The sequence below is a fragment of the Paracidovorax cattleyae genome (assembly GCF_900104515.1).
Lineage (GTDB): Bacteria > Pseudomonadota > Gammaproteobacteria > Burkholderiales > Burkholderiaceae_C > Paracidovorax > Paracidovorax cattleyae.
This window is the reverse complement of sequence record NZ_FNJL01000019.1, coordinates 47,398-69,889: the sequence shown is the minus strand read 5'-3', so window position 1 is coordinate 69,889 and position 22,492 is coordinate 47,398. Positions and strand designations below refer to the sequence as shown.

The window sequence follows — 22,492 nt, the reverse complement described above, 5'->3', positions numbered from 1 at the left end:
TTTCTCCAAAGAAGAAAGGACTCTCCCATGCCACATCCACGCACCCTGATGCAACGCCTGCGCCGCTGCGCCGCCGGCGGCGTGATCCTGGTGATGCTCGCGGCGTGCTCCACGATCGACCGCGGCACGCCCCCTCCACTGGAGCGCAATGCCAGCTGGGTGGTCCTGCCGTTCGCGAACCACACGGAAACGCCGCTGGCCGGCAACCGGGCCGAGGCCATCGCCCTGGCCCTGCTGCAGGCCCGCGGCGTGGGCCGGGTGCAGCGCTATCCCGGCGGCACCCAGCAGGAGGCCCTGTTCGACGCGGGCGACGCCAAGCGCCAGGAAGAGGTGCTGGCCTGGGCCCGCGAGAAACAGGCCAGATACGCCCTGGCGGGCGCGGTGGACGAATGGCGCTACAAGGTCGGCGTGGACGGCGAGCCCGCGGCCGGCGTGACGCTGCAGATCCTCGACGTCGAGACCGGCGACACGCTGTGGAGCGGCACCGGCGGCAAGAGCGGATGGAGCCGCGAGTCCCTCTCGGGCGTGGCGCAGAAGCTGATCCGCAGCCTGATGGATTCCGGCCTGTCCGGTGCGCGCTGACCCTGCCATGCCGCCGGAGAAGTCCCCCCCGCCCCCCCCCGGCCGCCGCCGCGCGGTCGGCGCTGCGCCCGCGGGCGCCGTGCCGGCCTCGGGGCGCACGGGCCTGCGCCCGCTGCCGCAGCAGTTGCTGGGCAAGCTCGCCGCCACCGACACGCGCCCGGCCATCATGCTGCTGGAGACCCTGCTGCTGCCGGGCCTGGCGATCGCGCTGGGCCTGCTGGTGCACCCGCAGGATCCGATCTGGAGCGACGGCGACTTTCCCTGGGCATGGCTCGCGCCCGTCATCGTGGCGCTGCGCTACGGGCCGCTCGCCGGCCTGGGCGGCGCCGTGGTGCTGCTCGCGGGCTGGCTGCTGACCAATCTCGGCCACTACGACCGCTTCCCGCAGCTGTTCTTCCTGGGCGGCCTCATCCTGGTGCTGATCGTGGGCGAATTCTCCAGCCTGTGGCAGGCGCGCACCCGGCGCGCCGAGAACGTGCAGCTCTACCTCGACCAGCGCCTGGAGCACCTGGTGCGGCAGTACTACCTGCTGCGCCTGTCGCACGACCGGCTGGAGCAGGAGCTCATCGGCCGGCCCATGTCGATGCGCGACGCACTCTCCACGCTGCAGAGCGTGGATGTGGACGCGCCGGAGGATGCCGCGCAGGGCGCGCAGACCCTGCTGCGCCTGCTCGCGCAGTACTGCCAGCTCGAATCGGCCGCGCTGCACGCGGCCACCGAAGACCGCGTGGAGGCCGAGCCCGTGGCCCGCATCGGCAGCGGCAGCGAGCCGCTCGACACGCACGATCCGCTGGTGCTGCAGGCGCTGGAAACCCGCAAGCTCTGCCACATCAGCCAGTTGCTCACGCACAAGCAGCAGACCCGCTACCTCGCCGTCGCGCCGCTGCTGGATCTGGGCGGGGAGATCTACGGCCTGCTCGTGATCGAGGATATGCCGTTCTTCTCGCTGCAGGACGAGAACCTGCAGACCATCAACCTGCTGCTGGGCTACTACACCGACGGCCTCGCCATGCAGACCCTGGCGCGCCCGATCGTGGAGCGCATTCCCGACTGCCCGGCGGATTTCGCCTTCGAGGCCCGGCGGCTGTCCCACATGCGCGACACCACGAGCGTGCCCAGCATCATCGTGGCGCTCGAGTTCCTGCCCCGCGCCGTCGAGCGCGGCCTGCCGGCACAGATCGAGCGCCTGAAGCGCGAGCTGGACGAAAGCTGGCTGATCACCGGCCCCGGGCGCCAGGTGCTGGCGATGCTCATGCCGCTGGGCGACCTGGCCACGGCGGAGGGCTACATCAAACGGCTCGAGAACTGGTCCCAGCAGAAGGGCGGCCAGCCGCTCGCCGAATCCGGCATCTTCCCGCACGTGGTGCCCCTGGAGGGCGAGCCGCTCGCGGTGCTGGAGCAACTGCACAGGATCGCCCATGCTTAACCTCAAGCTCGGCATTTCGGCCTTCCTGCTCGAACTGGGCGCGTGGAGCGGCCCGCTGATGCTGCAGGGCCGCTCCGACGCCGCGCTCGTGAGCTACCTGATCGCGCACGCGCTGGCCTGCGCCATGCTCGCGCTGTGCCTGCTGCCGCTGCTCTCGGGCGAGCAGGCCCGCCCCCGCCTGCCCGTGCTGGTGCTCATGGCCGTCTTCAGCTACGCCATCCCCATCGCCGGATTCGTCGGGGTGGTGGTGGGCGTAGTGGTGCTGCGCCTGTACCGCTCCCCGACCGGGCAGGACGATTTCGAATCCCTGCAGCTGCCCGAGTTCGACCTGCACCAGCGCATGCAGGCGAGCTTCCGGCAGGCGGGGCTGCGGTCCTTCCTTGGCAACGCCCAGGCCCCCATGCAGACCCGCATGCGCGCCATGGTGGCGCTGCAGCACGTCTCCGGCCGCATCGCCTCGCCCCTGCTGCGCAGCATCCTCAGCGATCCCAGCGAAGACCTGCGGCTGCTCGCCTACGGCATGCTCGACACGCTGGAAAAGCGCATCAACCGCACCATCGACAGCGAGCTCGACGCCATGCGCCGCGCCGAGGCCCAGGAAGGCGCCACGCCCGGCCCGCTGACGATGGAATCCGCCCACCGGCTCTCCGATCTCTACTGGGAACTGGTGTACCAGGAACTGGTGCAGGGGGACCTGCGCACCCACGCCATCCACGAATCCCTGCGCTACTGCGACATGGTGCTGGCCCAGTCCCCCGGCAATGCGCAGCTCAACCTGCGGCGCGGTCGCCTGTTGCATGCGCAGGGCCGCACCGACGAGGCGGGCGACGCTTATGCCCGCGCGCGGGAACTGGGCCTGCCGGCCACGCGCGTGCTGCCCTACCAGGCCGAGCTGTGCTTCGAGCGGCGCGACTATGCGCAGGCCCGCGCGCTGCTGCAGGAACTCGGCCAGTGGCGCGCCCTGCCGCGCCTGCGGCCGGTGCTCGACTACTGGAGAGCCCGATGAGCGACGTCCGCCCCCAGGCCCAGGAAGCCGACATCGCGCTGCTGCTCGAAGGCACGTTCCCCTACGTGAGCGGGGGCGTGTCGAGCTGGATCAACCAGATCATCCGCGCCTACCCCGAGTACCGTTTCGCCATCATCTTCCTGGGCAGCCGCCGCGAGGACTATTCCGGGTTCAAGTACGAACTGCCGCCCAACGTGGTGCATTTCGAGGAGCACTACCTCTACGAGCATCTCGGCGTGCGCTCCATGCCCGCGCGGCGCCGGGGCGACCGCGCCGCGCTCGAGATGGTGCGCACGCTCGTCGATTCGTTCCGGCTCGGCGACCGCAGCCCCGCGGCGATCGAGGCCTTCCAGCGCATCAGCCTGGAGATGCAGCCCGGCGGGCGCCTGCCGCTGGAAGACTTCCTCTACAGCGAGCGCGCCTGGGAAATCATCTGCCAGAGCTACCGCGAGCACTGCACGGACCCGTCCTTCGTGGACTATTTCTGGACCGTGCGCATCATGTACCAGCCGCTCTGGATGCTCGCGCGCGTCGCCCGCAGCATGCTGCGCGTGCGCATGGTGCACAGCGCCTCCACCGGCTATGCAGGCTACCTGGGCGGCCTGGTGCGGCAGATGCGCGGCGTGCCGCTCATCCTCTCGGAACACGGCATCTACACCAAGGAACGCAAGATCGACCTGTTCAAGAGCGAGTGGATCCGCGACAACCGCAACATCTTCCAGCGCGACCCGACCGAGCTGTCGTACTTCCGCCAGATGTGGATCCAGTTCTTCGAATGGCTGGGCTACTACTGCTACGCGGCGGCCGACCCCATCATCGCGCTGTACGAGGCCAACCGGCTGCGGCAGGTGACCGACGGCGCGGATCCCGCGCGCACCTTCAACATTCCCAATGGCATCAAGCTCGGCCGCTTCGCGCCGCTGCGCCACCAGCGCCCCGCCGAGGTACCGCCCATCCTCTGCCTCATCGGCCGGGTGGTTCCCATCAAGGACATCAAGACCTTCATCCGCGCGATGCGGCGCGTGGTGAACCAGCGGCCCGACGCCGAAGGCTGGATCGCCGGCCCCACCGAGGAGGACCCGGCCTACGCGCAGGAGTGCGAGAACCTCGTGCGCAGCCTGGGCCTGGAAAAGAACGTGCGCTTCCTGGGCTTCCAGAAGGTGGAAGACCTCATGCCGCGCATCGGGCTCATCATCCTCTCGTCCATCAGCGAGGCGCTGCCCCTGGTGCTGCTGGAAGGCTATGCGGCCGGCGTGCCGGCCGTCTCCACCGACGTGGGCTCGTGCCGCCAGCTCATCGAGGGGCTGGACGAGGAAGACCGCGCACTCGGCGCCTCTGGCAAGGTGGTGCCCATCGCCGATCCGCAGCAGCTCGCGGACGCATCGCTGTCGCTGCTGAACGACGCGCCCGCCTGGCATGCGGCGAGCCGCGCCGCCGTGGCGCGCGTGGAGCGCTACTACACCGACACGCTCATGTTCGACCGCTACCGCCGCGTGTACGAACGGGCGTTCGAACAGACGGAGGGCCCCCGCTGATGGCTGGCATCGGATTCGAGCTGCGGCGCATGCTGCGCAAGAACACCCTGGTCGGCCTCGTGCAGGCCTACGCCTATGCGGGCGTGATCGGCTCCGGTCCCTGGGTGTTCTCCATCGTGGGCATCCTGCTGATCGGTATCTTCAGCGCGAGCGTGGTGGTGCCGGGCGTGCTCGTCACCCAGTTCCAGACCTCGGTCACCTACATGGTGGCGGGCAGCCTCATCCTCACCGGCCTGGTGCAGCTGGCGTTCACGCGCTTCGTGTCCGACCGGCTCTTCGAGAAGCGCAAGGACTCGATCCTGCCCAACCTGCACGGCCTGCTGCTGGTGACCACGCTGGCCGCCGCGGCCCTGGGCACGCTGGCGCTCTTCACCGTGCTGCCGCACCTGGGGCTGGTCTACCGCATGCTCATGCTCGCGGGCTTCACGCTGATGTGCGACGTCTGGGTGCTCACGGTGCTGCTCTCGGGCATGAAGCGCTACAAGGAGATCGTGGCGCTCTTCGGCGTGTCCTACGCCGTCATCGTGGTCAGCGCGCTGCTGATGCGGCCCTGGGGACTGGAGGGCCTGCTCGCGGGCTTCGTGCTGGGCAACTACCTGCTGCTCGCGGGCATGTGGCTGCTCGTGGTGCGCGAGTTCAACCCGCGCGGCCGCATCATCGCCTTCGACTTCGCGGACCGCAAGCTGCTCTACCCCTCCCTGGTCGCCATCGGCTTCCTCTACAACTTCGGTATCTGGGTGGACAAGTTCATGTTCTGGTACTTCCCGCCCACCTCCGAGCCCATCATCGGAGCGCTGCGGGCCTCGCTGATCTACGACCTGCCCGTGTTCCTGGCCTACCTGTCCATCATTCCCGGCATGGCGGTGTTCCTGGTGCGCATCGAGACCGATTTCGTCGAGTACTACGACAAGTTCTACGACGCCGTGCGCAGCGGCGGCTCGCTGGAGTACATCGAGGCCATGCGCGACGAGATGGTCTATTCCATCCAGCAGGGCCTGGGGGAGATCGGCAAGATCCAGACGCTGGCCGTGCTCATCACCTTCGTCGCCGGGCCGGCCATCCTGAGCGGCCTGGGCATCTCGCGCCTGTACCTGCCGCTGCTGCACGTGCAGGTGATCGGCGCGGGGCTGCAGGTGGGGCTCATGGCCATCCTCAACGTGTTCTTCTACCTGGACCAGCGGCGCATCGTGCTGATGCTGTGCGTGCAGTTCGTGCTGCTCAACATGGTGCTCACCGGCTTCACGCTGTACGCGGGCGCAGCCCTGTACGGCTACGGCTTCGCCGTCGCCACGCTGATCACGCTGTGCACGGGCATGTATTTATTGTCTCGACAGCTGAACCGGCTGGAATACGAAACTTTTATGCTGCAGTAGCCGGCGGCATTCCACAATCGGTGCTCCAGACCAGCAGAGGGGGCCCGATGGCACAGCCGATCTTTCCGAACGCACGCGCGGCCCTGCCCGCCTGCCTCCTGGCCGCTGCCGGACTGCTGGGCGCCTGCGGCGGCGGAGGAAGCGCCGGCGAAAACACGGGCGCCGCCACGACCTCCCCAACCGCCCAGGACGCAAAGGCCTCCGCCCTGCCGGCTACAGCCCTCGCGTTCACTGCCCCTGACGATGGGTCGGACGTGTTCGACGTCGGCACCGCCGTCGGCGTCTCCGTGGAGGCCCCGGGGGCCGAGGACGGCGCCACCGTGGTGTTCTCCGCAGGCACGGCCGCCATCCTGCCGGTGGCCGCCACGGTCCGCGCCGGCACCGCCTCGGCCAGCTTCACCGCATCCGTCCCCGGCCCCCAGGTGATCTCCGCGACGCTGGCGTCGTCCAGCGGCGCCGCATCCGCGTCGCGCACGGTGTATGCGCGGCCAGCCCCGGCCCCGATAGAAGTGCTGGTGCCTGCCTACTTCTATCCGTCGGAAGGCTCGCCCTGGGACGCCCTCGGCGCCGGCGCCCGCGCCTATCCGGGGGTGGCGGTCACCGCCATCCTCAACCCCGACAACGGCGTGTTCAAGCGCGCGAACCCGGAATTCACCGCGGCGGCCGGCAGCTTCGTGCAGTCGGGCGGCCGGCTGCTCGGCTACGTCTATACCCGCTACGGCGCGCGCTCCGCCAGCACGGTGAAGCGCAACATCGACAGCTACCTGCAGCTCTACGGCCGGGGCCTCATCAGCGGGTTCTTCATCGACGAGATGTCCACGTCGCCGAAGCGCCTGGCCTATTACCTGGACCTGTACACCTACATCAAGGGGCGCGATGCGGGCCTGCGGGTGGTGGGCAACCCCGGCACCCAGAGCACCAGCGGCTACCTGGGGGCGGCCGATACGCTGGTGAACTTCGAGAACCGGTCGCCGGCCTTCGCCGGCTACGACCCGCGCGCCGACGGCGGCTGGCTCTACCAGGCGGCCAACACCCGGCAGGCGGCGCTGCTGCACGACGCACCCGACTGCGCGGCCATGCAGCAGGCCGTGCGCGCAGCCGCCACGCCGCTGCGCAACACCGGCATGCTGTACGTGACCGACGACCAGTTCAATCCGGACACGGGCGAAGGCAACCCCTGGGACACCCTGCCGGGCTACTGGCTGCGCTTCCTCGGCACGGTCGATGCCGTCAACCGCGGAGCGACCCTGCCCGCCTGCTGAGCACCTGCCGCGCACCTGTTGAGCATTTCCCGGCGCACCCGCCCCGAAATGTGTCGAAAATTTACAAGAACCACAGAAATCGTCAAAACTACGCCGACCGTAACGAAAGACAATCCCGTCCTCCCGCTTCGTTCTTATCCAGACAGGAATCGCCATGGCCCGTATGTCACCCTTCGCCCGCTGGTGCAGCCTGTCGCTGGCCGCCCTGCTCGCCGCCTGTGGCGGCGGAGGCAGCGGCTCTTCGGACAGCACGACGCCGACCAACCCGGCCAATCCCGCGAACCCCACCACCGTCGCCATCGCCTTTGCCGGGCCCGACGCGGAAACGGTCTCCACCGCAGGCGCCACCCTGTCGCTGAGCGCGCAGGTCACGGTGAACGGCGCGGCTGCCGCGGACGGCACCCCGGTCAGTTTCGCGGTCTCCCCGGGCACGTTCTCCGCCACCGGCACCACGCGCTCCGGCGTGGCGACGGTCACGTTCAACGGCGCCACGCCGGGCCGGCAGCAGCTCAGCGCCTCCGTGTCGGTGGCCTCGTCGTCGGCGAACGCCACCGCGACGGCCACGCGCGTCATCTACCTGCGCCCCGCCCCGGCGCCGATGGAAGTGCTGGTGCCCGCCTATTTCTCGCCCTCTTCCGGCACCGAATGGAGCCGCCTGGCCAGCGGCGCCGCCGCCAATCCCGGCGTGCAGGTCACCGCCATCATGAACCCCGACAACGGGGAATTCGACGCGGCGGATCCTGCCTACGTGAACGCGCTCACCCAGTTCGTCGCCGCCGGCGGCAAGGTGGTGGGCTACGTGTACACGGGCTACGGGAAACGCTCGCTGGCCACCGTGAAGGCCAACATCGATGCGTATTTCACGCTCTACGGGCGCAGCGCGATCAGCGGCATCTTCCTGGATGAAATGTCGTCCGACGCGGCCATGCTGGGCGGATACCGAGAGATCTACGCCTACATCAAGGCCAAAGATTCCAGCCTGCGCGTGATCGGCAACCCGGGCATGGTGCCGAACACCGCCGACTACGCCTCGGTGGCCGACGTGCTGGTCACCTTCGAAGCGCGCAACAGCAGCTACGCCACCTACGATCCGCGCACCACCCCGTGGCTCTACACCCTGGCCAACAGCCGCCAGAGCTCGCTGGTGCACAACACCGCCACCTGCGCCGACATGCAGAAGGCCGTGCAGTCCGCCGCTTCCGCGCTCTACAACGCCGGCCCCATCTATATGACGGACCTGCAGTACGACCCGGTGAACGACATCGGCAACCCATGGGCATCGCTGCCCTCGTACTGGACGGCCCTGCTGCAGACCGTGGCGGCCGTGAACCAGGGGCGCACGCCCCCCGGCTGCTGACGGGAAACACCGCCTGCGCCCTGCGGCGCAGGCGCCGGATCAGGCCGCGCCGTTCAGCTCGTCCGCACGCGCCTGCGCCGCGGCGAAGTCGAGATCGCCCGAGTAGATCGCGCGGCCGCAGATGACGCCTTCCACGCCTTCGCTCTCTACCGCGCAGAGCTGCTCGATGTCGGGCATGCCCGCCAGGCCACCGGAGGCGATCACGGGGATGGTGAGGGCCTGCGCCAGCTTCACCGTGGCGTCGATGTTGATGCCCGACAGCATGCCGTCGCGGCCGATGTCGGTATAGACGATGGACTCGACGCCCCAGTCCTCGAACTTCCTGGCGAGATCGACCACCTCGTGGCCGGTGAGCTTGCTCCAGCCGTCGGTGGCGACCTTGCCGTCCTTGGCGTCCAGGCCCACGATGATGTGGCCGCCGAAAGCGCTGCAGGCGTCCTTCAGGAAGCCGGGGTTCTTCACTGCGGCCGTGCCGATGATCACGTAGCGCAGCCCGCCGTCGATGTATTTCTCGATGGTGTCCAGATCGCGGATGCCGCCACCCAGCTGCACGGGCAGGTCGTCGCCCACCTCCTTGAGGATGGCCTTGATCGCCGCGTAGTTCTTGGGCGTGCCGGCGAAGGCGCCGTTCAGGTCCACGAGGTGCAGGCGCCGCGCCCCGGCATCCACCCACTTGCGCGCCATGGCTGCGGGGTCTTCGCCGAAGGTGGTCGATTGATCCATGTCACCTTGCTTGAGGCGTACGCAGTGTCCGTCCTTGAGGTCGATGGCGGGGATGAGCAGCATGATGGAATGACGAGGTGGGGATATGCCGTGGCAGGGGCGTGCCAGTGCCGGCCGGGGTGGAAGAAAGAGGGGGAAGGCAGCGAGGAATGCTCAGGGATTCCAGTGGAGGAAGTTGCGGTAGAGCGCCAGGCCGTGCTCGGAACTTTTCTCGGGATGGAATTGCGTGGCAAAAATATTATCGCGGGCCACGGCGGATGCAAAGCCTCCGCCGTAATCGGTTTCCCCTGCAGTGTGCGCCGCATCGCGCGGCAACGCATGGAAACTGTGCACGAAATAAAAATAGCTTTCATCGGGAATACCGGCCCACACGGGGTGCACCGACCCGCCGTGCGGCACCTGCCGCACACGGTTCCAGCCCATCTGGGGCACCTTGTAGCGGCTTCCGTCCGGCTGCAGGCGGCCGGCCAGTTCGAATCGCACCACGTCGCCCGGGATCAGCCCCAGGCCCGGGGTGCCTCCTTCGGCGCTGTGGTCCAGCAGCATCTGCATGCCCACGCAGACACCGAAGAGCGGCTTCGACGCTGCGGCCTCCAGCACGGACTCCTGCAGGCCGGATTCGCGCAGCTCGCGCATGCAGTCCGGCATGGCACCCTGCCCCGGCAGCACCACGCGCTGCGCGGCGCGCACGTCCTCGGGGCGCGAGGTCACCACCACGGTCCATCCGCTGCCCGCGGCGGCCGCCTGCACGGCCTGGGACACCGAGCGCAGGTTGCCCATGCCGTAATCCACGACGGCGACGGTCTTTGCTTCAACATGCATGGCAGCGACCTAGAGCGAGCCTTTGGTGGAAGGAATGACGCCGGCCGAGCGCGGGTCGCGCTCCAGTGCTGCGCGCAGCGCGCGCGCGAAGGCCTTGAAGATGGTTTCGCACTGGTGGTGGGCGTTGAAGCCCTTCAGGTTGTCGATGTGCAGCGTCACGCCGGCATGGTTCACGAAACCCTGGAAGAACTCGTACACCAGCTGGGTATCGAGCTGGCCAATGCTGCCGGCCGTGAACTTCACGTCCATGTGCAGTCCCGGGCGGCCCGAGAAATCGACCACGACGCGCGAGAGCGCCTCGTCGAGCGGCACGTAGGCATGGCCGTAGCGGCGGATGCCCTTCTTGTCGCCCACGGCCCGCGCGAACGCCTGGCCGAGCGTGATGCCCACGTCTTCCACCGTGTGGTGGCCGTCGATGTGCAGGTCGCCCTCGCACTCGATGTCCAGGTCGATGAGGCCGTGCCGCGCGATCTGGTCGAGCATGTGGTCGAAGAAGCCGATGCCCGAGGACAGGCGCGCCGCGCCCGTGCCGTCGAGGTTCACGCGCACGCGGATGCGGGTTTCGGCGGTGTTGCGGGCGACCTCGGCCGTGCGGTCGGCGGCGGGGCCCTCGGGGGCGGTGGAGGGAACGAGTGCGGAGGAAGTCATAGGGAAGCCTGGAGTGCGTCGAGCATCTGGGCATTGTCGGCCTCGCTGCCCACCGTGAGGCGCAGGCAGCGGGCCAGCAAGGAATGCATTGTAGAAACGTTCTTGACGAGAACCTTGCGGGCCTTCATGCCCTCGAACGCCTTCGCCGCGTCGGGCACGCGCACGAGCACCATGTTGGCCTCGCTGTCCCACACGCGCTCGATGCCCGGCATGGCGCGCAGTGCCGCGACCAGCCCGGTGCGCGCGGCGCGCAGCTCGGCCGCCTGCGCCGCGAACACCTGCGCATGCTCCAGCGCGAACAGGGCGGCCTCGCAGTTGAGCACGCTCACGTTGTAGGGGGGGCGCACCTTCTCGATCTCGTCCACGAGCGCGGCCGGCCCGGCCAGGTAGCCCAGGCGCACGCCCGCGAGGCCGAATTTGCTCAGGGTGCGCATGAGCAGCACGTGGGCGTTGCGCCCGGGCTCGGCGCGCATGCGGTCCAGCCAGGTGCGGCTCGCGAAGGGCTGGTAGGCCTCGTCCATCACCACGATGCCGCCCTGCGCGCCCGCCGCGTCGATGACGCGCTGCACCGCATCCTCGTCCCACAGCGTGGCCGTGGGGTTGTTGGGATAGGCCAGGTAGGTGATGGCCGGGCGGTGCTGCGCTATGGCGGCCAGCATGGCGGGCTCGTCGAGCTCGAAATCGGGCGTGAGCGGCACGCCCACGAAGTCCAGGCCCTGCAGCTGCGCGCTCATCGGGTACATCACGAAGCCGGGCATGGGTGCGAGCATGGTCGCGCGCTCACCCGTGCCGGGCCGCGCGCAGGCCAGCGCCAGCAGCGTGATGATCTCGTCCGAACCGTTGCCCAGCACCATCGAGAAGCCCTCCGGCATGCCGATGTGCGCGGCGAGGGCGTCCTTCAGATGGGCCAGCCGCGCGCCGGGGTAGCGGTTCAGCGCCAGGGTGCCGAGGCGCCGACCCAGGGCTTCCTGCAATTGCAGTGGCAGCGGAAACGGGTTTTCCATCGCGTCCATCTTGAGCACGCCGGTGGCGGGCTGCACCGAGTAGGCGTGCATGGCGCGGACGTCGGGGCGGATGCGGCCGAGCGCGGCGGCAAGGGTGTCGGTCATTCGAGCGATTCCAGTTCGTCGGGAGCCAGGAGAAAGGGATTCACGGCGCGCACCGCGTCGTAGCGCTGCCCGTGCGGCAGCACGTCGCCCAGCACATGGCGGCAGCCCTGCTGGTGCGCGGACGCGACGATGAGGGCATTCCAGTAACTCAGGCCGTAGCGGTCCTGCAGGTCCCAGGCGCCATCGACCACGTAGGCGTCGAGGTGCGGCGGCTGCCAGACGCGCAGGCGGCGCACCTGCGCGCGCACCAGGTGCAGCGTCTGCGGGCCGGGGAAGCAGGCCACGGCGTTGTGATACAGCTCATTGAGCACCTGCGAGCTGATGCGCCCGCGGCGCGTGTTCCAGCACAGCGCGAGCCATTCGCGGGCCCGGGCCTGCCGGACGGGATCGCGGTCGTCCACGCTGCTGAGCAGCACGCCGGTATCGACGAACAGCGGGGCATTCATGGCGCGGCCTCGCGCTCCTGCAGTTCGGGCCTCGCCAGATAGGGCCGGGACGAAGCGCCCCAGCTTTCGAAGGCCAGCGCTTCGCGCATGGCCTGCGCATACGCGTCTTCCTGCCGCATTTTTTCCGCCAGCCATTCGCCCAGCATGCGCGATACGCTCGTGCCGCGCCGGGCCGCCTCGATGCGCGCCCATTCGGCAACGGTGTCGTCCATGGTGACGGTGACGTTTTTCACGGAGACTATGGTAGCCGAAAATTACACGAAGTTCGTGCAGCACGAAGTTCGTGCAACCTTCAGGCCAGGGTTTTGTCGGAATGGCCTGCCTTCGCCCCCATCGCACAGGCGATGGCGCCGACCCGCCGCAGCGCGGCCGCATGGTGCTCCGTCCAATCGCCGCCCACCCCGATCCGCAGGCAGTTGCGGAAGCGCCCACCGGTGCCGAATACGGTGCCGGGCGGCACGAGAATGCGCTCCTGCAGGCAGGCCTGGTGCAGCTGCAGGGTGTCCAGCCCGCGCGGCAGTTCCACCCACAGCAGCAGCCCTCCCGGCGGATCGCTCACCCGCGTGCCCGGCGGGAACGACTGCGCGATGGCGTGCCGCACGGCATCCATGCGTGCTGCCACGGCGCTGCGCAGCTGGCGCATCGCCGCGGCGTGGCCGGTCTGCAGCATCAGGTCGGCCAGCGCCAGCTCCAGCACCGGGGACTGTCCGCCCGCCTGCAGGTCCTTCATCTGGCGCAACTGCTCCGTCCACCGGCCGCCGTCCAGCCAGCCCAGCCTCAGCCCGGGCGCGAGCGTCTTGGAAAACGAACTGCACAGCATCACGTGGCCCGCGGTGTCATGCGATTTCACGGTGCGGCGGTGCTCCTCCTGCTCCGCAAGATCGTTGTACACCGCGTCTTCGATCACCGCGAGCCCGTGGCGCGCGGCGAGTTGCGCGAGCCGCCTGCGCTCCACCTGCGGCATGCAGGCCCCGAGCGGATTGCTGAGCGTGGGCACCACGACCAGGGCCTTGACCGGCTGCGTTTCCAGCGCCAGCTGCAGGGCATCCAGCGAGATGCCGTGCCGTGGATGGGTGGGAATCTCCAGCACCTTCAGGTGCAGCCCCTGCAGCAGTTCCAGGAAGGAAAAATGCGTGGGCGACTCCAGGGCCACCACATCGCCCGGCTGCGTCACCGCCCGCAGGCACAGGCTGATGGCGTCCATGCAGCCACCGGTGATGAGGATGCGCTCCGGATCCAGGCTGCAGCCCATGCCCACGGCATAGCGCGCGATGGCGCGCCGCGCCTCCTCGTGCCCCTCGGATGAGGGATACATGCACAGCAGGTGGCGGTGGCGCTGCACCGATCGGGCGACCGCGCGCCGCACCCGGTCCACATCGAGCAGGTCCGGGCCCGGCGTGCCGCTGCTGAACGACACCACGTCGGCCGGCTGCGGCGTGCCGAGGATGCGCTGGCCCAGCCAGTCCACGGACACGTCGCGCGGACGGCGCAGACCGCGGGACACCGTCGGCTCGGGCAGCACGGCCGGCCGTGGCGCCACGAAATAGCCCGAGCGCGGGCGGGCGGCGATCAGGCGGGCGTCCTCCAGCCAGTGGTAGGCCTGCACCACCGTGCTCTGGGCGACGCCGCGCTGGCGGGACAGTTCGCGCACGGAGGGCATGCGCGCGCCCCGGGCGAGCGTGCCGTTGCGGATCAGCTCGGCCATCTGCGAAGCGATCTGCAGGTACAGCGGTGTGGAATCGAGGTCGGGCATTGCATCCATTCTGTATCGCTGCTCCTCGCAATCATCAATACAGATGCCTGGCAATGCGGGCAATACAGACGCCACGCGGCCGGCATCTGTGCTGCCCCATCTGGCGCCTGCCTGCGGCTGTCGCACCCCGCCCGGCACCGGCACAGTGGGCAGCATGAACTCCGCAACCGCCTCCGCATCCCTCGCCCTCCTGCGCCGCCTGGCCTCGCGCCCGGCAGCAGCGCCCCGGACCCTCGTGGCCACGCTGGCGCCCAACGATGCGGTGCAGCCGCTGGACTGCGCCCCCGGCTGCCGGGCCACCCTGCAGGTGCTGGCAGGCCTGGCCTGGATCACGCAGCACGGTGACGGAGACGACTGGTTCCTGGAGGCGGGCCAGCGACTGGCCCTGCCAGGGCCGGGGCGCCTCTACGTGGGCGCCGAGGGCAGCGCGCCCCTGCGGCTGCGCTGGGTGGTGGAACCTGCACCGCCGCAGGACGGCACGGCGGGCACCGTGCGTGCCGCTGCCTGAGCCCGACACGTGCCCGAAGACTGCCGGCTCTGGCGGCTGCCCGGAGGCGCGCAGCGCCTCAGGTGGGTGTCACTTCAACCGCATCTCCGCAGCCCGCGCATGGGCCTGCAGCCCCTCGCCGTGCGCCAGCACGCTGGCGATGGCGCCCAGCGTCTGCGCGCCCTGCTCGCTCACCTCGATCAGGCTGCTGCGCTTCTGGAAGTCGTACACCCCCAGCGGAGAGGAAAAACGCGCCGTGCCGCTGGTCGGCAGCACGTGGTTGGGGCCCGCGCAGTAGTCGCCCAGGCTCTCGCTGGTATAGGCCCCGAGGAAGATCGCGCCCGCATGGCGCAGCAGCGGCTCCCAGCGGTGCGGGTCGCGGCTCGACACCTCCAGGTGCTCGGGCGCGATGCGGTTGCTGATGGTGCAGGCCTCTTCCATGTCCTTCGTGAGGATCAGCGCGCCGCGGCCCGTGAGGCTTTTGGCGATGATCTCCGCACGCGGCATGTCGGGTAGCAGTCGGTCGATGGCCGCCTGCACGGCATCGATATAGGCGGCGTCCGGGCATAGCAGGATGGACTGCGCCAGTTCGTCGTGCTCCGCCTGGCTGAACAGGTCCATCGCCACCCAGTCGGGCGGCGTGGTGCCGTCGGCCAGCACCAGGATCTCGCTCGGGCCGGCGATCATGTCGATGCCCACCGTGCCGAACACGCGCTTCTTGGCGCTGGCCACGTAGGCATTGCCGGGGCCGGTGATCTTGTCCACCTTCGGCACGGTGGCCGTGCCGTAGGCCAGCGCGGCCACGGCCTGCGCGCCCCCGAGGGTGAAGGCCCGGCTCACGCCCGCCACGTAGGCGGCCGCCAGCACCAGCGGGTTCTTCTCGCCGCGCGGCGTGGGCACCACCATGACGATGTCCTGCACGCCGGCCACGTGGGCCGGAATGGCATTCATCAGCACGCTGGAAGGGTATGCCGCCTTGCCGCCGGGCACGTAGATGCCGACGCGGTCCAGCGGCGTCACCTTCTGGCCCAGCAGCGTGCCGTCCTCGTCGCGGTAGCTCCAGCTCTCGCCGCTCGCCTTCTTCTGCGCCTCGTGGTACGTGCGAACGCGGCGGGCTGCCGCCTCCAGCGCCTCGCGCTGCGTGGCCGGCAGCATCTCGAAGGCGGCTTTCAATTCCGCCTGGGAGAGTTCCAGGGCCGCCACGGAGTCCGCCTGCAGCCCGTCGAAGCGCTGGGTGTATTCCAGCACGGCCGCATCGCCGCGCGCCTGTACGTCGGCCAGGATGTCGGCCACGCGCTGCTCGATGGCGGCGTCGGTGTCCGCGGACCAGTGCAGGCGCTCCCGGAAGGCGGTTTCGAAATCGGCACTCTGGGTGTTCAGGCGGACAGGCGTGGCTTTCATGGATCTCTCGGGGGCGCTTGCGGCAGCGGAGGAGACTTATTCGGTCTCCGCCGACACCTCGCGCGTCTTGCGGTTGTATTTCAGGGTGATCTTGTCGAGTTCGCAGAGGTTGAGGCCTTCCCACTCGACTTCCGATTCGTCGTCCGCGAACACCACCTTGATGTCCTGGACGCAGTGCTTGGTGTCGCCAAACTTGAACTTCCGGGAGGCTCCGTTGGCCAGCTGGTTGCGGCCCAGGCGGTCGGAACCCCAATTGTCCATTTTCGTCGGCGAGATGAACACTTCGTTCAGCGCATAGCCCGTGCGATTGACCAGCGTGAAATCCGCGTCCGCGGCGAATGCGGCACCGCTGAGGAACAGGCCGCCGAGCAGCAGGAATTTCTTGACCATGGGATGAGCCCTCCGAATTGAAACAATTGATGCACCGAGAAACAATTTTCCCGGTACTCGCATTTTGACGCGTGTTTCAACGGAAACTCATCCGTACCTCGGATTTCAGCTTTTTCATTCCGTCGCGGCGGCGAACGCATCGATGATGCGGCGCAGCGGCTCGCGCTTGAGCTTGAGCGCGGCCTGGTTGACCACGAGGTGCGAACTGATATCCATGATGCGCTCCACCTCCACCAGGTGGTTGGCGCGCAGCGTGCTGCCCGTGGAGACCAGGTCCACGATGGCATCGGCCAGACCCGTGAGCGGCGCGAGCTCCATGCTGCCGTACAGCTTGATCATGTCCACGTGCACGCCCTTGGCCGCGAAGAACTCGCGGGCGATGGTGGTGTACTTGGTGGCCACGTTGAGGCGCGCGCCCTGCTTCACCGCACGGGCGTAGTCGAAATCCTCGCGCACCGCGACGCTCACGCGGCACTTGGCGATGCGCAGGTCCAGCGGCTGGTACAGCCCCTGGCCGCCGTGCTCGATGAGCGTGTCCTTGCCCGTCACGCCCAGGTCCGCGCCTCCGTACTGCACATAGGTGGGCACGTCGGTGGCGCGCACCAGCACCACGCGCACGTCGGGCCGGTTGGTCGGCAGGATCAGCTTGCGGGATTTCTCGGGGTCTTCCAGCACCTCGATGCCGGCGGCGGCCAGCAGCGGAAGGGTTTCCTCGAAGATGCGGCCCTTGGACAGGGCCAGGGTGATCACGTCGCCCGGGTTCGTCATGCCTTCACCCTTTCGATATCGGCGCCCAGGGCGCGCAGCTTGCCTTCCATGCAGTCGTAGCCCCGGTCGAGGTGGTAGATGCGGTCCACCGTGGTCTGGCCCGTGGCCACCAGGCCGGCGATCACCAGGCTGGCGGAGGCGCGCAGGTCGGTGGCCATCACGGTGGCGCCCGACAGCAGCGCGCCCGTGTCGCCCAGCCCCTCGATCACCGCCACCTTGCCGTCGGCCTGGATGCGCGCGCCCAGGCGCAGCAGCTCGTCCACGTGCATGAAGCGGTTCTCGAAAATCGTCTCGGTCACGCGCGAGGCGCCCTGGGCCACCACGTTGAGCGCCATGAACTGCGCCTGCATGTCGGTGGGAAACCCCGGGTATTCGGTGGTGCGGAAGCTCTGCGCCCGCAACTGGCCCGCCCCCGGGCTGCGCACGCGGATGCCACCCTCGACGGACTCCACGGTCACGCCCGCATCGCGCAGTTTGTCGATGACGGCGTCCAGGTGATCGGCGCGGCCATGGCGCAGCAACGCCTCTCCGCCCGTGGCTGCCACCGCGCACAGGAACGTGCCGGCCTCGATGCGGTCGGCCACCACGCGGTGCGTGCAGCCGTGCAGGCGTTCCACGCCCTGCACCCGGATGCGGCTCGTGCCGTGGCCCTCGATCTGCGCGCCCATGGCGATGAGCATCTCGGCCAGGTCCACCACCTCGGGCTCCTGGGCCGCGTTCTCCAGCACCGTCTCGCCATCGGCCAGCGTGGCCGCCATGAGCAGGTTCTCGGTGCCGGTCACCGTGACCATGTCGGTGGTGATGCGGGCGCCCTGCAGCCGCGAGCGGCCCTCGGGCAGCCGCGCGATCATGTAGCCGTGCTCCACCACGATCTCCGCGCCCATGGCCGACAGGCCCTTGATGTGCTGGTCCACCGGACGCGAGCCGATGGCGCAGCCACCGGGCAGCGACACCGTGGCCTCGCCGAAGCGCGCGAGCAGCGGGCCCAGCGCCAGCACCGACGCGCGCATGGTCTTCACCAGCTCGTAGGGCGCCTCGGGCGTGGACAGCGCGCCGGCATCGATGCGCACCGTGCCGCTGCTGGCCCGGTCGTCGCCCTGGGAATGCTCGGCCGCCACGCCCATATTGCGGATGAGCTGCAGCATGGTCGCCACGTCCTGCAGGCGCGGCACGTTCAGGAGGGTAACGGGCTCGGCCGTGAGCAGCGCGGCGCACAGCTCGGGCAATGCGGCGTTCTTGGCGCCGGAGATCGGCACGTCGCCGCTCAGGGCACGGCCGCCGCGAATCTGGAGTTGGTCCATGGCTTGTTGTTCTGGGGTCTGGGGACGAAAAGAGGACGTTGCGGCAGATGGCGCAGCGGAAAGGGACCTGCGCTCATTCGCCGCGCGGCTGCGCAGCCCATTCGGCAGGTGTGAAGGTCTTCATGGAAAGCGCGTGCACCTCGTCGGTGTGCATGCGGCTGCCCAGCGTCGCGTACACCCGCTGGTGGCGCTGGATCGCGCGCTTGCCCTCGAACTCCGCGGAGACGATGGTCGCATACCAATGGCGGCCGTCGCCCTCGAGCGTGAGGTGTTCGCAGGGCAGCCCCGCCCGGATCAGGTCTTTGAGTTGGTCGGCGGTCATGTCAGTGGTTCATGTGGAGGACGGGCGCCCGGCCGCACGTGCGGCGCTTCGCCTGCGCGCGCCCGGGAGGGTGGTCATCAGTTCCTGATCTTGTAGCCGGTGCGCAGCAGGTGCACGGCCAGCGCGCTCACGGCCAGCCAGGCGCTGCCCACGATGGCCAGGCTCAGCCAGGGCGACGCGTCGCTCTGCCCGAAGAAGCCGTAGCGGAATCCGTCGATCATGTAGAAGAACGGATTCAGGTGGCTCACCGTCTGCCAGAAAGGCGGCAGCGACTGGATGGAATAGAACACGCCCGAGAGAAAGGTCATCGGCACGATGATGAAGTTCTGGAACGCCGCCATCTGGTCGAACTTGTCGGCCCAGAGCCCGGCGATCAGGCCCAGCGTGGCGAGCAGCGCGGCCCCCAGGAGCGCGAACGCCGCGATCCACAGCGGCGCGGCGAATTCCGGCTGCGCAAAGCCGAGCGTGGCGATGAACACGCCCAGTCCCACGGCCAGGCCGCGCACCACCGAAGAGCCCACGTAGGCGAAGAACCAGGCCCAGTGCGACAGCGGCGTGAGCAGCACGAACACCAGGTTGCCCATGATCTTGCTCTGGATGAGGCTCGACGAGCTGTTCGCGAACGCGTTCTGCAGCACGCTCATCATCACCAGGCCCGGCACCAGGAATGCGGTGTAGCTCAGGCGGTCATAGACCTTCACGTGGTCTTCCAGCACATGGCCGAAGATCAGCAGGTAGAGCACGGCCGTGAGCACGGGGGCGGCGATGGTCTGGAAGCTCACCTTCCAGAAACGCAGCACCTCCTTGTAGAACAGGGTCTGCCAGCCGGTCATAGCCGCACCCCGCCTTCGGGGGTTTCCGCGGGTTCGTCCGCCGGCGCGGGTTCGCGCGCGGGATCGGGATAGCGCCCTTCGGCCATGAGGCTGAGGAACACGTCCTCCAGGTCCGCCTTGCGGATCTCGACGTCGTGCACGCCGACGCCCGCGGCACGCAGCCCGGAGAGGATGCGCTCGATGTCCGCCGCATCCTGCGAGGGCAATTGCACCACGCGGCCGGTGACGCGCGCGGCCGCGGCCAGCGCGGGCGGCAGCGCGTCGTCGGTCTTGAATCGCAGCACGTTCGTGGAGGCGGCCTGCAGCAGCTCGGACGTGGTCGAGAGCGCCACCATCCGGCCGCGCTTGAGCATCGCGATCCGGTTGCAGAGCGCCTCGGCCTCTTCCAGGTAGTGGGTGGTGAGCAGCACCGTATGGCCCGCCTTGTTGAGCCGCGCGACGAAGTGCCAGAGGGTCTGGCGCAGTTCCACATCGACCCCGGCCGTGGGCTCGTCCAGCACGATGATGGGTGGCTTGTGCACCAGCGCCTGCGCGACGAGCACGCGGCGCTTCATGCCGCCCGAGAGCTGGCGCATGTTGGCGGACGCCTTGTCGGCCAGGCCCAGGCTCTCGAGCAGCTCGTCGATCCAGGCGTCGTTGTTCTTCACGCCGAAATAGCCCGACTGGATGCGCAGCGCCTCGCGCACGTTGAAGAACGGATCGAAGACGAGCTCCTGCGGCACGATGCCGAGCTTGCGGCGCGCATCGGCATAGTCGGCGAGCACGTCGCTGCCCTGCACCAGCACGCGCCCGCCGGAGGCACGGGCCAGTCCTGCGAGGATGCTGATGAGCGTGGTCTTTCCCGCGCCGTTGGGCCCGAGCAGGCCGAAGAACTCGCCCTCCTCGATGTCGAGGCTCACGCCGTCGAGCGCCTGGAAGGGCCCTTTGGGCGTGTCGTAGGTCTTGGAGACGGACTGGAAGGAGACTGCGGGCATGGGAGCCGCACATTCTAAGGTTTCGCATGCGCGGGTACCCGCGCATGGTCTTGCAGGGCACAGGCCGCCTCCGGAGCGGTGCGGCCAGGAACTCAGGAAGCGTCGGCGACGGCCTCGGGGGACGCCAGCAACTCCCCCACCCCGTACAGCCCGGCCAGCTTGGCCAGGCCCGCAGGCAGGTCTTTCACTTCGAAGCGCCGGTTCTCCAGCAGCGCGGCGCGGCGGCACTCGAGCAGGACCGCCAGGGCCGAGGAGTCGAAGGTGGCGAGGGGCGCGGCGTCCACGACGAGGATTGCGTCGCGGTGCGCCTTGAGCCCCTGCAGCAGCATGCGCAGGCAGGCCTCGGCCTGCCGGTGCGTCAGCTCGGTGGGTAGGACCAGCATGGCGGACGCCCCGGGGATGCGTCAGCCTGCCTTGCCGGAGCCGGCGGCGTTGGCCTTGTTGCGTGCGGCCAGCGATTCGATGAGGCCATCGATGCCCTTGGCGTTGATCTCCTGGGCGAACTGCGTGCGGTAGGTCTCGACCAGCCACACGCCCATCACGTTCAGGTTGTAGATCTTCCAGTCGCCGTCGCCGGGCGTCTTCTCCAGGCGGTAGTCGAGCTGGATCGGGTCGCCGCGGCCCAGGATCTCGGAACGCACGAGCACGTCCTTGTCGTCGGCGCCGGCGCGCAGGGGCTTGACCTGGATCGACAGGTCGTTGACCTGGCTGAGGGCGCCCGAGTAGGTGCGCACAAGCAGCGACTTGAATTCTTCCTGCAGGCGCGCCTGCTGCTGCGGCGTGGCCTGGCGCCAGGCCGGGCCCACCGCGGCGGCCGTCATGCGGCGGAAGTTCACGTGCGGCAGGATGACCTTGTCCACCAGCGCGGTGATCTTGTTGATGTCGCCCGACTTGATGCTCTTGTCGCTGCGCACCGTGTTGAGCACGTCGGTGGACAGGCGCTTGACCAGCTCGTCAGGCGTTTCGTCGGCGGCAAGGGCCGCCACCGGCATGCCCAGCCACAGCACGGCGGCGGTGCAGAGGGCGGCTTGGCCCAGGGTACGTCGGCTCATCGTCATATCGGTTTCCTTTCTGAAGGCGCGTCCCCGGCGGGGCGCTCCATGTCATGTTCGATTGTGTGCGGGGGTGGAGCCCCTCATGCGTCTGCCCGGTGCACGGATGCAAGCAACTGCAACGCCGTCCCGGGCCCTGCCGCGGCCTCAGGGCCTGGGCTCTTCGGGCAGCTTGCCGGCATCCTGGTCGTAGCGTTCCTCGCTGCGCCGGTCCGTCTGCACCGCCTGGCTGCGCACCTGCAGGTAGGCGTCGCGCGTGAAGCTGTACTTGTCGAGCGCGGCGCTGTCCAGCACCGAGCTCGCGCGCAGCAGGTTGGCCCGCGTGTTTACCGCACTCAGGGCATAGAGGGCGTTGCGGTCCGACACGGGATCGACATAGGTGATGAGGTTGCCCTTGGCATCCACCGGCAGGGCCACCGTGTCGCGCACGGTGGACGGGCCCAGGAAGGGCAGCACGAGGTACGGCCCCGTGGGCACGCCCCAGCGGCCGAGCGTGAGGCCGAAATCCTGCTTCGAGCGCTCGATGCGCATCTCGGTGGCGACGTCGAACAGGCCGCCGATGCCGAACACGGTGTTCGCGCTGAAGCGCGCGATGCTGTTGAGCGCACCCTCGCCGCGCAGCTGCAGCGCATTGTTCACGAAGGACCACAGGTCGCCGAGGTTGGCGAAGAAGTTGCTCACGCCGGTGCGCACCAGGCGCGGTGTGACCTCGGTATAGGCGGTGGCGACGGGCCGCAGCAGCACGTCGTCCACCTTGTCGTTGAACCGGGTCATGCCGCGGTTGTAGGGCTCGAACGGATCGCGCGGATTGGCGTCGGGCCCGGTGGCGCAGCCGGCCAGCAGGCAGGCCACGGCCAGCGCGCAGGCACCGCTGCGCAGGGAAGGTGCCCGGAGAGCTTGGAACTTGGTGGTCATCATTTTG

At 68.9% G+C, this 22,492-nt stretch carries 25 protein-coding genes; 8 read left to right on the top strand and 17 right to left on the bottom strand.

The window, feature by feature from the left end; genetic code table 11:
• The first annotated feature begins 27 nt into the window (after window positions 1-27).
• From BLR05_RS16035 to BLR05_RS16005, 7 genes are all read left to right on the top strand, one after another.
• The gene (locus tag BLR05_RS16035; RefSeq protein WP_092835962.1) at window positions 28-582 is read left to right on the top strand and encodes a penicillin-binding protein activator LpoB; all 555 of its coding nucleotides are present in this window, start codon (window positions 28-30) and stop codon (window positions 580-582) included.
• A 7-nt stretch (window positions 583-589) separates the two neighbouring features.
• Window positions 590-2,008 (top strand): PelD GGDEF domain-containing protein, encoded by a 1,419-nt coding sequence (locus BLR05_RS16030; protein ID WP_092835960.1) that lies wholly within the window; start codon window positions 590-592, stop codon window positions 2,006-2,008.
• The gene (locus BLR05_RS16025) at window positions 2,001-3,014 is read left to right on the top strand and encodes a tetratricopeptide repeat protein (protein ID WP_092835959.1); all 1,014 of its coding nucleotides are present in this window, start codon (window positions 2,001-2,003) and stop codon (window positions 3,012-3,014) included. The genes BLR05_RS16030 and BLR05_RS16025 overlap by 8 nt, the downstream gene beginning before the upstream one ends.
• Complete coding sequence (gene pelF / locus BLR05_RS16020; protein WP_092835957.1) at window positions 3,011-4,549, top strand: GT4 family glycosyltransferase PelF; 1,539 nt, start codon at window positions 3,011-3,013, stop codon at window positions 4,547-4,549. The genes BLR05_RS16025 and pelF overlap by 4 nt, the downstream gene beginning before the upstream one ends.
• Entirely contained in the window at window positions 4,549-5,922 is a 1,374-nt protein-coding gene (pelG, locus tag BLR05_RS16015) for an exopolysaccharide Pel transporter PelG (RefSeq protein ID WP_092835955.1), read from the top strand. Before pelF ends, pelG begins: the two co-directional genes overlap by 1 nt.
• 47 nt (window positions 5,923-5,969) lie before the next feature.
• A complete protein-coding gene (locus tag BLR05_RS16010) occupies window positions 5,970-7,184 on the top strand; it encodes a spherulation-specific family 4 protein (protein ID WP_092835953.1) in 1,215 nt (404 codons plus the stop codon).
• A 154-nt stretch (window positions 7,185-7,338) separates the two neighbouring features.
• On the top strand, window positions 7,339-8,541 hold the full coding sequence (locus BLR05_RS16005) for a spherulation-specific family 4 protein (RefSeq protein ID WP_092835951.1): 1,203 nt from the start codon (window positions 7,339-7,341) through the stop codon (window positions 8,539-8,541).
• Window positions 8,542-8,580: 39 nt separating this feature from the next.
• Here BLR05_RS16005 and hisA read toward each other — a convergent pair whose 3' ends face one another.
• From hisA to BLR05_RS15970, 7 genes are all read right to left on the bottom strand, one after another.
• Complete coding sequence (gene hisA, locus BLR05_RS16000) at window positions 8,581-9,327, bottom strand: 1-(5-phosphoribosyl)-5-[(5-phosphoribosylamino)methylideneamino]imidazole-4-carboxamide isomerase (protein ID WP_092835949.1); 747 nt, start codon at window positions 9,325-9,327, stop codon at window positions 8,581-8,583.
• Between the two features lie 90 nt (window positions 9,328-9,417).
• Window positions 9,418-10,086 (bottom strand): imidazole glycerol phosphate synthase subunit HisH, encoded by a 669-nt coding sequence (gene hisH, locus BLR05_RS15995; RefSeq protein WP_092835947.1) that lies wholly within the window; start codon window positions 10,084-10,086, stop codon window positions 9,418-9,420.
• A 9-nt stretch (window positions 10,087-10,095) separates the two neighbouring features.
• On the bottom strand, window positions 10,096-10,734 hold the full coding sequence (hisB, locus tag BLR05_RS15990; RefSeq protein WP_092835945.1) for an imidazoleglycerol-phosphate dehydratase HisB: 639 nt from the start codon (window positions 10,732-10,734) through the stop codon (window positions 10,096-10,098).
• A complete protein-coding gene (locus BLR05_RS15985; protein ID WP_092835944.1) occupies window positions 10,731-11,843 on the bottom strand; it encodes a pyridoxal phosphate-dependent aminotransferase in 1,113 nt (370 codons plus the stop codon). Before BLR05_RS15985 ends, hisB begins: the two co-directional genes overlap by 4 nt.
• Complete coding sequence (locus tag BLR05_RS15980) at window positions 11,840-12,289, bottom strand: PIN domain-containing protein (RefSeq protein WP_092835942.1); 450 nt, start codon at window positions 12,287-12,289, stop codon at window positions 11,840-11,842. The genes BLR05_RS15985 and BLR05_RS15980 overlap by 4 nt, the downstream gene beginning before the upstream one ends.
• Entirely contained in the window at window positions 12,286-12,522 is a 237-nt protein-coding gene (locus BLR05_RS15975) for a CopG family transcriptional regulator (RefSeq protein ID WP_092835940.1), read from the bottom strand. The genes BLR05_RS15980 and BLR05_RS15975 overlap by 4 nt, the downstream gene beginning before the upstream one ends.
• Before the next feature lie 59 nt (window positions 12,523-12,581).
• On the bottom strand, window positions 12,582-14,051 hold the full coding sequence (locus tag BLR05_RS15970; RefSeq protein ID WP_092835938.1) for an aminotransferase-like domain-containing protein: 1,470 nt from the start codon (window positions 14,049-14,051) through the stop codon (window positions 12,582-12,584).
• A gap of 145 nt (window positions 14,052-14,196) precedes the next feature.
• On the opposite strand from BLR05_RS15970, the gene BLR05_RS26595 reads away from it, so the two are divergent.
• Window positions 14,197-14,550 carry a DUF2917 domain-containing protein gene (locus BLR05_RS26595; RefSeq protein WP_167361277.1) on the top strand — a complete coding sequence of 118 codons (354 nt, stop codon included), beginning with the start codon at window positions 14,197-14,199 and terminating at the stop codon, window positions 14,548-14,550.
• A gap of 69 nt (window positions 14,551-14,619) precedes the next feature.
• Here BLR05_RS26595 and hisD read toward each other — a convergent pair whose 3' ends face one another.
• The 10 genes from hisD to BLR05_RS15915 form a co-directional block, all read right to left on the bottom strand.
• On the bottom strand, window positions 14,620-15,930 hold the full coding sequence (gene hisD, locus BLR05_RS15960; RefSeq protein WP_092835936.1) for a histidinol dehydrogenase: 1,311 nt from the start codon (window positions 15,928-15,930) through the stop codon (window positions 14,620-14,622).
• A gap of 36 nt (window positions 15,931-15,966) precedes the next feature.
• Window positions 15,967-16,320 (bottom strand): hypothetical protein, encoded by a 354-nt coding sequence (locus BLR05_RS15955; protein ID WP_092835934.1) that lies wholly within the window; start codon window positions 16,318-16,320, stop codon window positions 15,967-15,969.
• A gap of 114 nt (window positions 16,321-16,434) precedes the next feature.
• Complete coding sequence (gene hisG, locus BLR05_RS15950; RefSeq protein WP_092835932.1) at window positions 16,435-17,088, bottom strand: ATP phosphoribosyltransferase; 654 nt, start codon at window positions 17,086-17,088, stop codon at window positions 16,435-16,437.
• Entirely contained in the window at window positions 17,085-18,389 is a 1,305-nt protein-coding gene (murA, locus tag BLR05_RS15945; RefSeq protein ID WP_013593456.1) for a UDP-N-acetylglucosamine 1-carboxyvinyltransferase, read from the bottom strand. The genes hisG and murA overlap by 4 nt, the downstream gene beginning before the upstream one ends.
• Window positions 18,390-18,462: 73 nt before the next feature.
• Entirely contained in the window at window positions 18,463-18,711 is a 249-nt protein-coding gene (locus BLR05_RS15940) for a BolA family protein (RefSeq protein WP_011794177.1), read from the bottom strand.
• A 77-nt stretch (window positions 18,712-18,788) separates the two neighbouring features.
• Window positions 18,789-19,544 (bottom strand): ABC transporter permease, encoded by a 756-nt coding sequence (locus tag BLR05_RS15935; protein WP_092835929.1) that lies wholly within the window; start codon window positions 19,542-19,544, stop codon window positions 18,789-18,791.
• Window positions 19,541-20,518, bottom strand: a complete 978-nt coding sequence (locus tag BLR05_RS15930) for an ABC transporter ATP-binding protein (protein ID WP_092835927.1) — start codon at window positions 20,516-20,518, stop codon at window positions 19,541-19,543. The genes BLR05_RS15935 and BLR05_RS15930 overlap by 4 nt, the downstream gene beginning before the upstream one ends.
• A 92-nt stretch (window positions 20,519-20,610) precedes the next feature.
• Entirely contained in the window at window positions 20,611-20,919 is a 309-nt protein-coding gene (locus BLR05_RS15925; RefSeq protein ID WP_491896662.1) for an STAS domain-containing protein, read from the bottom strand.
• Between the two features lie 3 nt (window positions 20,920-20,922).
• Complete coding sequence (locus BLR05_RS15920) at window positions 20,923-21,576, bottom strand: MlaC/ttg2D family ABC transporter substrate-binding protein (RefSeq protein ID WP_092835923.1); 654 nt, start codon at window positions 21,574-21,576, stop codon at window positions 20,923-20,925.
• Window positions 21,577-21,717: 141 nt separating this feature from the next.
• Complete coding sequence (locus BLR05_RS15915) at window positions 21,718-22,485, bottom strand: MlaA family lipoprotein (RefSeq protein WP_377777345.1); 768 nt, start codon at window positions 22,483-22,485, stop codon at window positions 21,718-21,720.
• Between the last annotated feature and the right edge of the window lie 7 nt (window positions 22,486-22,492).

Coding starts and splice junctions, on each gene's coding strand:
- pelF (WP_092835957.1), top strand. CDS start 3,011: ATGAGCGACGTCCGCCCCCAGGCCCAGGAAGCCGACATCGCGCTGCTG.
- BLR05_RS16010 (WP_092835953.1), top strand. CDS start 5,970: ATGGCACAGCCGATCTTTCCGAACGCACGCGCGGCCCTGCCCGCCTGC.
- BLR05_RS15935 (WP_092835929.1), bottom strand. CDS start 19,544: ATGACCGGCTGGCAGACCCTGTTCTACAAGGAGGTGCTGCGTTTCTGG.
- BLR05_RS15920 (WP_092835923.1), bottom strand. CDS start 21,576: ATGACGATGAGCCGACGTACCCTGGGCCAAGCCGCCCTCTGCACCGCC.
- pelG (WP_092835955.1), top strand. CDS start 4,549: ATGGCTGGCATCGGATTCGAGCTGCGGCGCATGCTGCGCAAGAACACC.
- murA (WP_013593456.1), bottom strand. CDS start 18,389: ATGGACCAACTCCAGATTCGCGGCGGCCGTGCCCTGAGCGGCGACGTG.
- BLR05_RS26595 (WP_167361277.1), top strand. CDS start 14,197: ATGAACTCCGCAACCGCCTCCGCATCCCTCGCCCTCCTGCGCCGCCTG.
- BLR05_RS15930 (WP_092835927.1), bottom strand. CDS start 20,518: ATGCCCGCAGTCTCCTTCCAGTCCGTCTCCAAGACCTACGACACGCCC.
- BLR05_RS15940 (WP_011794177.1), bottom strand. CDS start 18,711: ATGACCGCCGACCAACTCAAAGACCTGATCCGGGCGGGGCTGCCCTGC.
- BLR05_RS15915 (WP_377777345.1), bottom strand. CDS start 22,485: ATGACCACCAAGTTCCAAGCTCTCCGGGCACCTTCCCTGCGCAGCGGT.
- BLR05_RS15955 (WP_092835934.1), bottom strand. CDS start 16,320: ATGGTCAAGAAATTCCTGCTGCTCGGCGGCCTGTTCCTCAGCGGTGCC.
- hisD (WP_092835936.1), bottom strand. CDS start 15,930: ATGAAAGCCACGCCTGTCCGCCTGAACACCCAGAGTGCCGATTTCGAA.
- BLR05_RS16025 (WP_092835959.1), top strand. CDS start 2,001: ATGCTTAACCTCAAGCTCGGCATTTCGGCCTTCCTGCTCGAACTGGGC.
- BLR05_RS16005 (WP_092835951.1), top strand. CDS start 7,339: ATGGCCCGTATGTCACCCTTCGCCCGCTGGTGCAGCCTGTCGCTGGCC.
- BLR05_RS15970 (WP_092835938.1), bottom strand. CDS start 14,051: ATGGATGCAATGCCCGACCTCGATTCCACACCGCTGTACCTGCAGATC.
- hisG (WP_092835932.1), bottom strand. CDS start 17,088: ATGACGAACCCGGGCGACGTGATCACCCTGGCCCTGTCCAAGGGCCGC.
- BLR05_RS15980 (WP_092835942.1), bottom strand. CDS start 12,289: ATGAATGCCCCGCTGTTCGTCGATACCGGCGTGCTGCTCAGCAGCGTG.
- BLR05_RS16035 (WP_092835962.1), top strand. CDS start 28: ATGCCACATCCACGCACCCTGATGCAACGCCTGCGCCGCTGCGCCGCC.
- hisB (WP_092835945.1), bottom strand. CDS start 10,734: ATGACTTCCTCCGCACTCGTTCCCTCCACCGCCCCCGAGGGCCCCGCC.
- BLR05_RS15985 (WP_092835944.1), bottom strand. CDS start 11,843: ATGACCGACACCCTTGCCGCCGCGCTCGGCCGCATCCGCCCCGACGTC.
- hisA (WP_092835949.1), bottom strand. CDS start 9,327: ATGCTGCTCATCCCCGCCATCGACCTCAAGGACGGACACTGCGTACGC.
- hisH (WP_092835947.1), bottom strand. CDS start 10,086: ATGCATGTTGAAGCAAAGACCGTCGCCGTCGTGGATTACGGCATGGGC.
- BLR05_RS16030 (WP_092835960.1), top strand. CDS start 590: ATGCCGCCGGAGAAGTCCCCCCCGCCCCCCCCCGGCCGCCGCCGCGCG.